This window comes from Nocardioides cremeus (assembly GCF_030518195.1).
GTDB classification, from domain to species: Bacteria; Actinomycetota; Actinomycetes; order Propionibacteriales; family Nocardioidaceae; genus Nocardioides; species Nocardioides cremeus.
Genome location: NZ_JAULSC010000005.1, coordinates 1 through 13,495, shown reverse-complemented (window position 1 = coordinate 13,495; position 13,495 = coordinate 1). Strand labels below are relative to the sequence as shown.

12 protein-coding genes are annotated in these 13,495 nt (G+C 74.0%); 6 read left to right on the top strand and 6 right to left on the bottom strand.

The window, feature by feature from the left end; genetic code table 11:
- Window positions 1-12: 12 nt before the first annotated feature.
- The 4 genes from QWJ41_RS07080 to QWJ41_RS07065 all read right to left on the bottom strand — a co-directional run bounded on the left by QWJ41_RS07080 (window position 13) and on the right by QWJ41_RS07065 (window position 3,016).
- Window positions 13-948: a septum formation family protein gene (locus QWJ41_RS07080; RefSeq protein WP_302706812.1), complete on the bottom strand. Its 936-nt coding sequence runs from the start codon at window positions 946-948 to the stop codon at window positions 13-15.
- Window positions 897-1,742: a septum formation family protein gene (locus tag QWJ41_RS07075; protein ID WP_302706810.1), complete on the bottom strand. Its 846-nt coding sequence runs from the start codon at window positions 1,740-1,742 to the stop codon at window positions 897-899. The genes QWJ41_RS07080 and QWJ41_RS07075 overlap by 52 nt, the downstream gene beginning before the upstream one ends.
- A 105-nt stretch (window positions 1,743-1,847) precedes the next feature.
- The gene (locus tag QWJ41_RS07070) at window positions 1,848-2,342 is read right to left on the bottom strand and encodes an NAD(P)H-dependent oxidoreductase (RefSeq protein ID WP_302706809.1); all 495 of its coding nucleotides are present in this window, start codon (window positions 2,340-2,342) and stop codon (window positions 1,848-1,850) included.
- 35 nt (window positions 2,343-2,377) lie between these two features.
- Window positions 2,378-3,016, bottom strand: coding sequence for a response regulator transcription factor (locus QWJ41_RS07065; RefSeq protein ID WP_302706808.1), 639 nt, complete (start codon window positions 3,014-3,016; stop codon window positions 2,378-2,380).
- Window positions 3,017-3,360: 344 nt separating this feature from the next.
- Here QWJ41_RS07065 and leuA point away from each other — a divergent pair, with 344 nt between their 5' ends.
- On the top strand, window positions 3,361-5,046 hold the full coding sequence (leuA, locus tag QWJ41_RS07060) for a 2-isopropylmalate synthase (RefSeq protein ID WP_302707134.1): 1,686 nt from the start codon (window positions 3,361-3,363) through the stop codon (window positions 5,044-5,046).
- A gap of 15 nt (window positions 5,047-5,061) precedes the next feature.
- Here the strand turns inward: leuA and QWJ41_RS07055 are convergent, their stop codons facing one another.
- Window positions 5,062-7,881, bottom strand: coding sequence for an ATP-binding protein (locus QWJ41_RS07055; protein WP_302706807.1), 2,820 nt, complete (start codon window positions 7,879-7,881; stop codon window positions 5,062-5,064).
- Between the two features lie 101 nt (window positions 7,882-7,982).
- Between QWJ41_RS07055 and QWJ41_RS07050 the strand changes: the two genes are divergently transcribed.
- The 5 genes from QWJ41_RS07050 to QWJ41_RS07030 all read left to right on the top strand — a co-directional run bounded on the left by QWJ41_RS07050 (window position 7,983) and on the right by QWJ41_RS07030 (window position 12,568).
- Window positions 7,983-8,837: an alpha/beta fold hydrolase gene (locus QWJ41_RS07050; protein ID WP_302706805.1), complete on the top strand. Its 855-nt coding sequence runs from the start codon at window positions 7,983-7,985 to the stop codon at window positions 8,835-8,837.
- Between the two features lie 35 nt (window positions 8,838-8,872).
- On the top strand, window positions 8,873-9,601 hold the full coding sequence (recO, locus tag QWJ41_RS07045; RefSeq protein WP_302706803.1) for a DNA repair protein RecO: 729 nt from the start codon (window positions 8,873-8,875) through the stop codon (window positions 9,599-9,601).
- Between the two features lie 107 nt (window positions 9,602-9,708).
- Window positions 9,709-11,301 (top strand): sensor histidine kinase, encoded by a 1,593-nt coding sequence (locus QWJ41_RS07040; protein ID WP_302706801.1) that lies wholly within the window; start codon window positions 9,709-9,711, stop codon window positions 11,299-11,301.
- A complete protein-coding gene (locus QWJ41_RS07035) occupies window positions 11,298-12,074 on the top strand; it encodes an isoprenyl transferase (RefSeq protein WP_302706799.1) in 777 nt (258 codons plus the stop codon). The genes QWJ41_RS07040 and QWJ41_RS07035 overlap by 4 nt, the downstream gene beginning before the upstream one ends.
- Window positions 12,075-12,112: 38 nt before the next feature.
- Entirely contained in the window at window positions 12,113-12,568 is a 456-nt protein-coding gene (locus QWJ41_RS07030; protein ID WP_302706798.1) for an adenylyltransferase/cytidyltransferase family protein, read from the top strand.
- Between the two features lie 70 nt (window positions 12,569-12,638).
- On the opposite strand, the gene QWJ41_RS07025 is transcribed toward QWJ41_RS07030, so the two are convergent.
- Window positions 12,639-13,373, bottom strand: coding sequence for an HNH endonuclease signature motif containing protein (locus QWJ41_RS07025; protein WP_302706796.1), 735 nt, complete (start codon window positions 13,371-13,373; stop codon window positions 12,639-12,641).
- Window positions 13,374-13,495 lie beyond the last annotated feature (122 nt).

The following is a 13,495-nucleotide window of genomic DNA, read 5'->3' as shown; positions in this document are numbered from 1 at the left end:
GGACGGGTCGGCTCAGTCGGGGACCCAGCAGAGGCCGTGGCGCTGGCCGGCGGCCCACTGGTCCGCGTCGGGCCACTCGTATCCCCAGCTGAAGTCGAGCGGGTCCTCGGCGGCCTGGCGACCGGCCGCCTCGCAGGGCTCCTGGCCGCGGGCGCGGGCGGCGTCCTCGCCGGGGTACGCCGCGTCGCCCTGGCCGGCGCCGAGGTCGACGACCTGCACCGCCCGCCAGGTGTGCTCGGCCGAGCACAGCACCCGGCTGAAGTCGGGGGTGCCCGGCTCGGCGGTGCCGCACATGCCGTACCGCTCTCGCCCGGCCTCGGTGCCCAGCACCCCCCGCATCGGCGGGGTGAGGTCGGCCAGCTGCTCGGCGCCGGCGAGGGCCACCACGTCGCAGCGGTACCACGACGCACCCTGGTCGGCCTCCTCGAGGCTCGGGGTGAACCACACGCTGCGCAGCATGCTCAGCCGCAGGGCGTCGGGCCCACCACCGACGAAGTCGCCGAGGGCGGCCGGGCAGCGCTCGGCCACCTCGGCCTGCACCCGCTCGGAGTCCACGGCCAGCAGGTGCCCGTCGACCACGGTGTCGAGCGGCCCGGCGTCGAAGGTCACCGCCGTGTGCGGGCTCGCGCAGCGCACCGCCGGCGCCGTCGAGGTCGGCGCGACGGCGTCGTCGTACGACAGGCGGTAGCAGGTGGCGGTAGGCGGTGGCTCGACCGGCTCGGGCGGCTCGGACGGTTCCGGCGGCTCGACGGGTGCAGACGAGGCCGGCGGCGCCGATGACGCGGACACCGGTCCGGCGTCGGCCGGGTCCGGCTCGTCGGCGGAGCAGGCCACCAGCGCGGGCCCCAGCACCACCGCCACGGCGAGCGTGGCGGCGCCGGTGCGCGGCAGCCGGGTCACGACGAGGTGCGCGCCCAGCACACCGAGCGGCGGTTGCCGACCTGCCACTCGGCCTCCTTGAACCAGGTGAAGCCGAAGTCGTACTCCAGCGGGTAGCCCAGCCAGGCGGCCACCGAGTCGGAGCAGAAGTCGCGGCTGGTGACCTCGACGACCCGGTCGCCCGGGTAGTCGTCGCCGGGCTCGCCGACCTTGATGGTGGTGACCGCTCGCCAGGTGTGCTCCTCGGAGCAGGGCACCTTGGGCGAGCCTGCCACGGCCGGCCCGTCGGCGCAGACCATCCACTCGTCGGGCGGCAGCCCCATCAGCAGGCCCTCGGCGGTCTTGGGCAGCGGCCGGTAGTCGACGCCCTCGCCGCCGCCACCGATCACGTCGCAGCGGTACCACCGCGCGCCCTCGTCCCAGGCGGCCTCGGACGGGCGGAACCACGACCACGTCACGATGGTGCGCATCACCGACGACTCGTCGGCGCCGAGGAAGGCCATCAGCCCCTTCGAGCAGGTCTTGTAGGCCCAGGCCCCCAGCTCGTCGGAGTCGTACGCCGCGTCGTGCAGCTTGTCGGGCAGGGTGCCCACCGCGTAGGTCTGGGCGGTGTGCTCCTCGGTGCAGTCGACGGCGGCGGTGGCGTTGGCCGGCAGCGCGACGTCCTCGGGGCGCAGGTTGCGGCACTGGCCCAGCTCGGGCACCGAGGTCGAGTCGACCAGGGCCGGGTCGGGGTTGCGGCCCTGCGTGGCTCCGGCACCGCGCGCGTCGCCGGAACCGGCCGAGCCGGTGCAGGCCGAGAGCGCCAGGGCCAGGACGGTCGCGGCGCCGGCGAGCGCCGTGGCACGGCTCGGGTGGCGCACGTGGTCTCCAGTGGCGGGTCGGAAGGGGCTGCGTGGGGCTGCCTGGCAGTCGTCGGGAATCAGCCGGCGGGCGCGGTGATCCTAGCCGCCCGGTGGTCGGTGCGCTCAGTCGTCGCAGAGCAGCGCGGCCAGGGTGCCGCCCAGCTCGTAGGCCTGCTCGAGCTGCGGCTCGCCGACGTCGCCGAGCACCTCCAGCACCTCGGCGCTCTGGGTCCATCCCAGTGCCTGCACGATGCTGCGCACCGAGCGCACCGCGCCGGTGGTGTCGTAGCGTCCGTGCACCCACAGCCCGTAGGGCCGCCGGCTGCCGCCCGCCGCTCCCTGCCCGGCGGAGCCGTCCTGGCCCAGGTCGCCGCCGGACTGCAGGAAGATGGTGTCGAAGAAGTGCTTGAGCGCCCCCGACATGTAGCCGAAGTTGGCGGGGGTGCCGAGCAGGAAGCCGTCGGCGGCGCGCACGTCGTCGGCGTCGGCCTCGAGGGCCTCGCGCACCACGACCTCGACGCCGCTCAGCGCCTCGTCGCGGGTGCCGGCCACGACGGCCTCGCTCAGCGAGCGCAGCGTGGGGGTGGGGGAGTGGTGGACCACCAGGAGCCTGGCCATGGCGCCACGGTAGCCGGAAGCAGCCGGCCGGGGGCTCAGCCCAGCCAGCCGTGCCGGTGCGCCCAGGCCACGGCCTGGGTGCGCCGGGTGACCCCGGTCTTGCCGTAGACCTGGCGGATGTAGGTCTTGACCGAGTTGACGCTGACGAAGAGCCGGTCGGCGACCTCCTGGTTGCTCAGCCCCTCACAGATCAGCGCCAGCACCTCCGACTCGCGGGTGCTCAGCCCCGGGAAGTCGACGCCGGCGCTGCGTGGGCGCAGGTCGGGGGTGGGGCGCTCGCCGCGCACCACCGCCTCCAGGGCGGCGAGCAGCTCGGGCCCGCTGGCGGTCTTGGCGAGGTAGCCGTGGGCACCGGCGTCGAGCGCCTGGCGCACCCCCACCGGGTGCGTGTGCCAGCTGAAGACCAGCACCCGGGCCGGGGCGTGGCCGGCGATCCGGCCGAGGCCGTCGTGGCTGCCACGGGCCGCCGGCGGCACCGGGAAGGGGTCGCAGAGCACCACGTCGAAGACGGGGTCCCCGTTGTGGCTGCCGTCGTCGTCGGCCAGCCGCGCGCGGTCGGCGTACGGGCGCAGCATCGCCTCGACGCCCCGGGCGACCAGCTCGGGCTCGTCGACGACCCCGACGCGGAGCGGACGGCCCGAGCGCCGGGCCGGCAGTCCCCTCGGCTCGTTCACGAGAAGGGAAGGTAGTCAACGAGGGCGGTGCCGGACGGTCGTCGAGGCTCACCTCTACGGGTGATTCTCGGCGCGACGGTGGTGGCCGGCGGTGGCCGGAGCGGCGCGGACCGGCCGTGGACGCCCGGGCGCGGGCCTCGCGGGGTGCGCTAGTCTGGGCTCATCATGATGCGACAGCACCTCCTCCTTCGCTGCCGCAGCGAGGTCTGAGCCAGAGCCGGACCCCCTCGCTGCGGAGTGTTCGTCCTGCGCGCCGGCCGCCGAGCCAGACCCCCGGACCACCAGCGAGGACCATCACCGTGAGCACCTTCTCCACCATCGGATCAGCGCAGAAGCCCAGCGGCATGCCCGTCGAGCGCTACCGCTCCTTCCCGCCGATCGACCTGCCCGACCGCACCTGGCCCTCCCGCACGATCGAGCAGGCGCCCCGGTGGCTCTCGACCGACCTGCGCGACGGCAACCAGGCCCTGATCGACCCGATGACGCCGGCGCGCAAGATGCGCATGTTCGACCTGCTGGTGAAGATGGGCTACAAGGAGATCGAGGTCGGCTTCCCCTCGGCCAGCGAGACCGACTTCGCCTTCGTGCGCCAGCTCATCGAGGGCGACCGGATCCCCGACGACGTCACCATCTCGGTGCTCACCCAGGCCCGCGAGGACCTCATCGAGCGCAGCGTGCAGTCGCTGGTCGGGGTGCCGCGCGCCAACATCCACCTCTACAACGCGCTCGCGCCGATGTTCCGCCGGGTGGTCTTCGGGGCCAGCCGTGACGAGGTCAAGGACATCGCGGTGCGCGGCACCGAGCTGGTGATGAAGCACGGCGAGCAGGTGCTCGACATGACCGTGATCGGCTACGAGTACAGCCCCGAGATCTTCACCTCCACCGAGCTGCCGTTCTCCCTCGAGGTCTGCGAGGCCGTCAGCGACGTGTGGCAGCCCGAGGACGGCCGCGAGATCATCCTCAACCTGCCGGCGACGATCGAGGTCTCCACCCCCAACGTGTACGCCGACCAGATCGAGTGGTTCTCGCGCCAGCTGACCCGCCGCGAGAACACCGTGATCTCGCTGCACCCGCACAACGACCGCGGCACCGCGGTGGCCGCCACCGAGCTGGCGATGATGGCCGGTGCCGACCGGGTCGAGGGCTGCCTCTTCGGCCACGGCGAGCGCACCGGCAACGTCTGCCTGGTGACGCTGGGCATGAACCTCTTCAGCCAGGGCGTCGACCCGATGATCGACTTCGCGGTCGAGGGCGGCATCGACGAGATCCGCCGCACCGTCGAGTACTGCACCCAGCTGCCGGTGCACCCGCGCCACCCCTACGCCGGCGACCTCGTCTACACCGCCTTCTCCGGCTCCCACCAGGACGCCATCAAGAAGGGTCTCGAGGACCTCGACCGCCAGGCCGCCGAGCAGGGCGTGCCGGTCGGCTCGCTGCCCTGGGAGGCGCCGTACCTGCCGATCGACCCCAAGGACGTCGGGCGCACCTACGAGGCGGTCATCCGGGTCAACAGCCAGTCCGGCAAGGGCGGGGTCGCCTACGTGCTCAAGGCCGAGCACAAGCTCGACCTCCCGCGCCGCGCGCAGATCGAGTTCAGCCGCGTCGTCCAGCAGCGCACCGACGCCGACGGCGGCGAGATGACGCCCGAGGCGATCTGGGAGGTCTTCCGCTCCGAGTACCTCGACCGCGAGAGCCCGTTGAGCCTCGACTCGGTGCACACCAGCTCGGCGGCCGGCGAGAAGGACGCGCTCACCGTCAACGTCGCGGTCGAGGGCGAGATGCGCACCCTCGAGGGCACCGGCAACGGCCCGATCGCCGCGTTCGTCGGGGCGCTCAACGAGCTGCCGCAGGAGTGGGACGTGCGGGTGCTCGACTACCACGAGCACGCGCTGTCCTCGGGCGGCGACGCCCTCGCGGCGGCGTACGTCGAGTGCTCGGTGCGCGACCGGATCTTCTGGGGCGTGGGGGTCGACGCCAACATCGTCACCGCCTCGCTGAAGGCGGTCATCAGCGCGGTCAACCGCGCCTGAGGGCCGGCCCCGGCGCTAGGACTTCAGCGGCAGCCGGACGGTGAAGGTGCTGCCCTCGAGGTGGGCGGAGCGCACGGCGATCGACCCGCCGTGCGCCTGCACCACCGAGGACACGATGGACAGGCCCAGCCCGGTGCCCTGGATGGCCTGCTCCTGGGCGGTGGAGGAGCGGAAGAAGCGCTCGAAGAGGCCGTCCTGCTCCTCGACGGGGATGCCGATGCCGGTGTCGCTGACGACCAGGACGGCCTCGCCGGGGGCTGACTCGAGCCGGACCCGCACCACCCCGCCGTCCTCGGTGAACTTCAGGGCGTTGCCGACCAGGTTGAGCAGCACCCGCTCGAGCTGGGAGCCGTCACCGAGGGCCACCACGGGGTGCGCGGGCCGCTCCCAGGCCACGTCGAGGTCGCGGCCCACGAGCAGTGCGGCGGTGGCCTCGCGCACCGCCTCGAGCAGGGCGGCCAGGTCGACCTCCTCGGCCTTCCAGCTGACGTCGCCCGAGTCGAGCCCCGAGAGCAGCAGCAGGTCGTTGCACAGCACGATCAGGCGCTGGCCGTTGCGGGCGATGCTGTCGAGCAGCGGCAGCTGGTCGTCGGCGGGCGCGACCAGGGTGCCGTCCTGGAGCAGCTCGGTGTAGCCGACGATGCTGGTCACCGGGGTGCGCAGCTCGTGCGAGACGGTCGAGACGAACTCGTTCTTGGCCTCGTCGATGGCCTGCAGCCGCTCGACGGCGGTGCGCTCCTTCTCGAGGGCGGCGACCACGAGGTCCTGGGCGCGGCGCTGCTCGGTGACGTCGCGGCCCACGCACAGGAAGCCGACCTGGGCGCCGGTGTCGCTGCCGGTCGCCGACAGCGACATCGACACCACACGCCGCTCGCCCTCGCCGTCGACCCACCACCAGTCGCGGTTGGGCTGCTCCTCCTCGCCGAGCGAGGCGGTCAGGGCGGCGAAGACGGCGTCGTGGTCGGTGCAGCCGAGCCGCGCCTGGAGCTGCTCGGGGTCGAGCAGCATCGTGAACGGCAGCCCGACCAGGTCGACGGACTCGCGGTGCAGCAGGTGCTCGGCGCCGGAGTTGACGACGCTGATGCGACCGCGGGCGTCGAGCCCGACGATGGCGGTCGAGACAGCCGCCTGCATCAGGTGGGTGACCAGCCCGGCGCTGGCCCGCTCGGTGGTCACGTCGATCCCGGTCAGCACGGCGTACGCCGGCATGCCGTCCTCGTCGCGGACCAGGTTGTTGCTCCACACGATCCGGCGTCGCTCGCCGCCGAGCGTCACCGCGTCGTGCTCACGCACCACCGGGGCCCCGGAGCGGTTGGGCCACAGGAAGAGCGACTCGAGGTCGTGCGCGCTGTCGGGGGCCAGCGTCGTCTCCCACAGGCGCTTGCCGACCAGGTCGGTCTCGGTGTAGCCGGTCATCTCGGCGGTGGCGGCGTTGACCCGCACGATCCGGGCGTCGAGGTCGGTCACCAGGATGATGGCGGCGGTGGTGTCGAGGGTGGCGCTGGTGAGCTTCTCGGCGTCGGAGAGCCGGCGGTGCGCGAGCTGCTCGGCGGTGACGTCGAGCAGCTGGACGGACCACACGGGCGCGCCGGCGCCGGCGGAGATCCGGCTGACCGAGATGCTGACCCGGGCATCGGCCCGGCCGGCGACACCGCCCCGGCCCCGCCAGCCGGCCGCCGGGCCGGCGCCCCCGCCGGCTCCCGGGCGGACGAGGCGCGCGGCGAGCCCGCCGTCCTCGACCACGACGACCTCGTCGACCTCGCACCCGACCAGGTCGTCGGGGGAGCGGCCCAGGAGGTCCGCGGCGGTCTGGTTGGCCTCGTCGACGCGCAGCCCGTCGGGGCCCTCGCGCAGCAGGAGCTGGCCGACCAGGGAGTCGGTGAAGTTGGCGCGGAAGAGCCGGCGCTCGGAGCGCACCTCGTCGAAGAGCCGGTTGCGCTCCTCGAGCAGCAGGGCGAGGGGCAGGGTCAGCAGCACCGCGCAGGCGAGGTAGGCCTGGGCGATGCCGGCCCCGGCCACCGGGCCGAGCTCGCCACCGGCGAAGGGACCCTCGCCGCGCTGGGTCAGCACCGTGACCGCCGCGGCGAAGACGACGAGCTCGAGCGCGGTCAGGCGTGGGCCCAGCCGCAGCGCCGCCCAGGTCAGCGGCACCAGGGGGACGAAGGTCAGGGGCAGCGCGTCCTGCGGCACGAAGACGGCGGCGGTGGCCAGGGTGGTCACCACCACCTGCGCCGGCAGCTCGAGGCCCGCGGCCCCGCGGGGCGCCGGCTGCTCGTCGGGACCGGAGGGGTCGCGTGGGCGGCGGGGCACCAGGACGGCGGGCACGACCAGCAGCACCGCCGCTGCGTGGGAGGTGAAGACGGTGCGCGACACCTCGAGCGGCACCCCCAGGCCCAACGGGCCGGCGGCGGCGAGGAGCAGCAGCCCGATCGTGGCGGCGCCGAGGACGGTGGCGACCACCAGGCGCAGCAGGTCGCGCAGGTCGCCGATCCGCGGTGCCCCGACCGCGGTGCTGGCCCGCAGCACCAGCCCCGCCACCAGCGCCTCGGCGGTGTTGGCGACGCCGAAGAACAACGAGACCTGCCACGACCGGCCGCCGGTGAGGTTGGACAGGCCGGTGGCGACCACGAGCGCGAGCGCCACCAGGGCCAGCTCGCGGCGGCCGGGACGGGTCAGCGCGACCAGGGCCACCGAGAGGCCGGCCGCCGGCCACCACACCGCGACCGGGTTGTCGGCGGGGCGCAGCACCACCGAGCCCAGCCCGACGGCGTACACCGCGACCAGGACCAGGGCGGTCCAGGGCGCGCTGAGGTGCGCGCGACGCGAGGTCGGCATGGCGACATCATCACCTGTATGGGCGATGTGGTCCGGCGAACGCACGGCGTGGCGCCGGACGAGCGGCCTCAGCGGCGAGTCTTTGCCCTAGATTGGGGGGCATGCTGGTCTCCGAGCGCATCGGTCAGTTCTTCCTCGGCTCCGAGGGGTCCCGCGACCGCCTCGAGTACACCGAGTACGGCGGTGGCGACTCGTGGGTCGTGCTGCTGCACGGCCAGCTGATGCCGCGGCGGATGCACCAGCCCCTGGCCCGCCGCCTGGCGGCCGACGGGCTCCACGTGGTGACCCTCGACCTGCTCGGGCACGGGCGCTCCGACCGGCCGGCCGACCCGCAGGCCTACTCGGTCAGCGCGTTCGCTGCCCAGGTGGTCGCGCTGCTCGACCACCTGGGCGCTGCGCAGGCCGTGGTCGGTGGCACCTCCCTGGGCGCGAACGTCTCCCTCGAGGTGGCGGCCACGGAGCCCGAGCGGGTGCGCGGGCTGCTGCTGGAGATGCCGGTGCTCGACAACGCGCTGGAGGCCGCGATCGTGGCGTTCGGGCCGCTGCTGATGACGGCCCGCTTCGCGCCGTTCACGGTGAACACGCTGCGCCGCCTGACCCGGCCGGTGCCGCGGGGGCTGGTGCCGTTCTGGGCCGGCATCGGCCTCGACACCCTCGACCAGCGCGCCGACGCCGTGGCCGCGGTGGTGCACGGGCTCTTCTTCGGCCGGGTCGCGCCGTCGGCCGCCGAGCGGCGCGCCATCACGGTGCCGACCCTGGTGGTGGGCCACCCCCGCGACCCCGTGCACCCGGCCGCCGACGCCGCGCTGCTGGCCGAGGAGATGCCGGCAGCCGAGTTCGTCAGGGCGCGCTCGATCCTGGAGTGGCGCCGCTCGCCGGAGCGGCTCGACCAGGTCGCGGTCGACTTCTGCGCAGGCGCCTGGCGCTCGAGCACGCGGCGCTCCCGCCGCGCCTGACCGGTCGGTGCCCGACCCCCGGGCACAATGGGGGAGTGCCTCTCTACCGCGACGAGGCGGTCGTGCTGCGCACCCACAAGCTGGGCGAGGCGGACCGCATCATCACCCTGCTGACCCGCCAGCACGGGCGGGTGCGTGCCGTCGCGCGCGGCGTACGACGCACGACGTCGCGGTTCGGCTCCCGGCTGGAGCCCTTCACCCACGTCGACCTGCAGCTCGCCGACGGACGCAACCTCGACACGATCACGCAGGCCGAGACGCTGACGCCGTTCGCGAGCGGGCTGGGCGCCGACTACGAGCGCTACACCGCGGGCACGGTGATGCTCGAGACCGCCGAGCGGCTGGTGACCGAGGAGAAGGAGCCGGCGACCCAGCACTTCCTGCTGCTGGTGGGCGGGCTGCGAGCCATGGTCGCCGGCGACAAGGGCCCCAGCCAGGTGCTCGACTCCTACCTGCTGCGCTCGCTGTCGGTGGCCGGCTACGCGCCGTCCTTCGACCACTGCGCGCGCTGCGGCGTCGAGGGCCCGCACCGGTGGTTCAACCCCTCGATGGGCGGGATGCTCTGCAGCACCTGCCGGCTGCCGGGCTCGGCAGGGCCGGCCGCGGCGACCGTCGAGCTGCTCGGCGCCCTGCTGGCCGGTGACTGGCCGGTCGTGGCGCAGGCCGACCAGCGCACCCGCAAGGAGGCCAGCGGCCTGGTGGCGGCCTACCTGGCCTGGCACGTCGAGCGCGGGCTGCGGTCCCTGGCCTACGTCGAGCGCTGAGCGCCGTACCGCTGCGGCTCGGAGCGACACGGCGCGACGAGAGCGTGGTGGAGGAGGGCCGAGGGGCCCGCGGTCTGCCAAGGTAAAGCCTCACCCGAGGAGGCGCCGTGCAGGACGACCCGCGACTGCTGCAGGGCGGCTTCGCGCTGCTCGTGCTGCTTGAGGTCGCGCTGCGCGTGCCGACCGGCTCGCCCACCTGGCTCTCGTGGCCGGCCGCCGGGCTGGTGCTGCTGGTCGTCGTGACGCTGGCGACCGTGCTCGCGCCCCGGCCGGGCACGCGCGGTCCCTACGTGGCGGTGGCGCTCGCCGACCTGACGCGGCTGACCCCCGAGGGCAGCGCCGCCGCGATCCTCTCGGTGCTGCCGGTGCTCTGGCTGGCCCGGCACCTCGGCCGGGGCGGTGCCTGGGCGGGAGGCGCGGCCGCGCTGCTGCTCGTCTCCGGCCCGGGTCTCGCGTACGCCGGCGCCGGCGGGCCGGACCTGGCCCGGGCGGTGCTGCCGCCCGTGGTGGCGGTGACCGCCGGCCTGCTGGTCGCCTCCGGGGTGCGCCGTGCCGAGCGCGAGCGGGCCGAGGCCACCAGGCGGGGCCACGACCTGGCCGCTGCGCTCGACACGATCGCGCACCAGCGGCGCACGGCCGAGGCCATCCTCGACACCGTCGACGTCGGGCTGCTGCTGCTCGACGAGCAGGGACGCTACGTGGGCCGCAACAAGCGGCACGAGGACTTCATGGCGCTGGCCTTCCCCGACGGCCACCACGGCGTCGCGGGCCAGCTGGGCCAGGTGCGCCACGCCGACGCGAGCACCGTGATGGAGCGCGGGGAGATGCCCACCCACCGGGCGCGGCTCGGCGAGGAGTTCGACGACATCCGGATCTGGGTCGGGCAGGGGGTGGAGCGGCGGGCGCTGTCGGTCTCGGCGCGCTCGATCCGTGACGACTCCGGGCGCCAGACGGGCTCGGGCCTGGCCTACAAGGACGTCACGGACTTCATGGAGGCGATGGAGGTCAAGGACGCCTTCGTGGCGGCGGTCTCGCACGAGCTGCGCACCCCGCTCACCTCGATCGTCGGCTACCTCGCGGTGCTGCTCGAGCGCGAGGACCTGCCCGAGCAGGCAGTGCGCCACCTCCAGGTCGCCGACCGCAACGCCCACCGCCTCGAGCGGCTGGTGGCCGACCTGCTCTCCACCGCGGTGGCCGACGCGAGCCCGACGGCGGTGCAGCGCACGACGGTCGACCTGGCCGCCCTGGTGCGCGAGCAGGTCGAGGCCGCCCGGCCCGTGGCCGCCGCACGACACGTCGAGCTGCAGGTGTGCGCCGACGGCGAGCAGGCGGCGTACGTCGACGGCCAGCGGGTGCGCCAGGTGGTCGACAACCTGCTCTCCAACGCGCTGAAGCACACCCCGGCCGGCGGGCGGGTGCGCGTCGAGCTCGTGCCCGGCGACGACGAGGTCGAGGTCTGCGTCAGCGACACCTGCCCCGGCATCGATCCCGTCGAGCGCGAGCAGGTCTTCGGGCGCTTCTTCCGCACCCGCGCCGCCCGCGACCAGGTGCTGCCCGGGGTCGGCCTGGGCCTGGCGATCACCCGCGACATCGTCGCCGCCCACGCCGGGCGCATCGAGCTCGACGACGCGCCGGGCGGTGGTCTGCGGGCGCGGGTGCTGCTGCCGCGCGGCGGTGGCGCCGTAGGCTCCGGGGCGTGAGACGCGCCGTACGAACGCCCACCCCGCACCCCTCGGGCGCCACCCCGCCCGTGCTGCCGCGCGAGCTCGTGCCCGAGCACGTGGCCATCGTGATGGACGGCAACGGCCGGTGGGCCAAGCAGCGCGGGCTGGCCCGCACCCGCGGGCACGAGATGGGCGAGAGCTCGCTCTTCGACGTGGTCGAGGGCGCCATCGAGATCGGGGTCAAGGCCGTGTCGGCCTATGCGTTCTCCACGGAGAACTGGTCGCGCTCGCCCGACGAGGTGCGCTTCCTGATGGGCTTCAACCGCGACGTCATCCGACGCCGCCGCGACGAGATGCACGAGCTGGGGGTGCGGGTGCGCTGGGCCGGGCGCACGCCGCGGCTGTGGCGCTCGGTGGTCAAGGAGCTGCGCGCGGCCGAGGAGATGACCCGCGACAACGACGTGCTGACGCTGACGATGTGCGTCAACTACGGCGGGCGCGCCGAGCTGGCCGACGCCGCCCGCGCCATCGGCCGCGAGGTCGCGGCGGGCCGGCTGGATCCCGAGAAGATCACCGAGAAGACGCTGGCGCGCCACCTCTACCTGCCCGACCTCGCCGACGCCGACATGGTCTGGCGCACCTCCGGCGAGCAGCGGCTGTCCAACTTCATGCTCTGGCAGGCCGCCTACGCCGAGATGGTCTTCACCGACGTGCTCTGGCCCGACGTCGACCGCCGCGCGCTGTGGTCGGCCATCGAGACCTACGCCTCCCGCGACCGCCGGTACGGCGGCGCGCTGCCGAACGCCTGACGCCCCGCGCTGCGTGGCCGAGAGAGCGGAGCCCCGACGTGGACGATGCGGACCTGCCTACGACCGGTACGTCGCGGGTGTACGTCGACATGGTCGGTGACCTCTTCCACGCCGGGCACGTCGCCTTCCTCCGTGAGGCCCGCCGCCACGGGGACCGGCTGGTCGTCGGCGTGCTGTCCGACGCGACGGCGGCGTCGTACAAGCGGCGCCCGGTGATGACCCTCGCGGAGCGGGTCGCCGTCATCGCGGCGTGCCGCTACGTCGACGAGGTGGTCGAGGACGCCCCCTTCGCGGTGACCGCGGACTTCCTGCGTGCCCACGCGATCACCACCGTGGTGCACGGCGACGACCTGTCGATGGAGCAGGCGGAGGCGATCTACGGTCCGGCCGTGGCGAGCGGACGTCTCGTCCTCGTCCGGCGCAGAGGAGACCTCTCGACCACGGAGCTGATCCGGCGGGTGCGCGAGTCGATCGACGGCACCACCGGACTCTGACCGGGCTGTCCGGGCGTGCCGGTGCCCCCGTCGCGGTGGTGCTGCGTCGGGGTGCGCCGAGTCGGCTGGTTCAGACGAGCCGGGTCGGTGGTCTGGTGGGTGGTGGTCGGCCGAGGTCGGTGGTGCCTCGGGGTTCGACGAGGTACTGGTAGCGGTGCGGGCTGGTCCAGATGAACCCGGTGGGGGTGGGGTGGTGGGTCCAGGCGGTGTGGGTCTTGGCGCGGTGGTGGCGCCGGCACAGGGTGGCGAGGTTCGAGGTCGTCGTTTGGCCGGGTGGGCCGTGGGGGTCGTGGGTGGTGATGTGGTCGAGGTCGGCGTGGGTCTCGTCGGGTCGGCGGCGGCGTGCGCGGCGGGTGCAGTGGGGGAAGACGCAGCGGGGGTGGCGTTGGCGGGTCTGTTCGGCGAGCCGGTCGCTGGGGGTGTAGCCGGGGGTGGTGATCTCCTGGCTCAGGTCGAGGGGTCGGCGGTGGTGGGGTCGTAGGTCGGGTGCGCTGGCGAAGCGGCGGATGTCCTCGGCGGTGACCTCACCGGTGGGCTTGGTGTTGCGGTGCTGGGTGGCGCGGAAGGGGTGTTCGAACGCCTCGGCGTCCGCGATGCCAGGTGCATCGGTGATGGTGCGGTAGGCCACGTGGGTGCCGGGGACGCGGAGCCACTCGGCGAGCTGGTCGGTGCCGATGAAGCTGCGGGTCTCCTCGATGCGGGCCAGGTGGAGCCCGGCGGAGGGAGCGAACGGGTCTGCGCTCATCCGGCAGGTGGTGGGGTCGATGCCGCGAAGGGCGGTGTCGGTGAGGTGGACGTTGAGCACGACCTGAAGCGCCCCAGGTTTGATGCCGCTCCTGTTTGAGTCCAGGAGGATGAGCACCATGCCGAAGAAGATCGATCAGGAGCTGAAGGCCAGGGCTGTACGTCTGGTCAACGACCACCAGG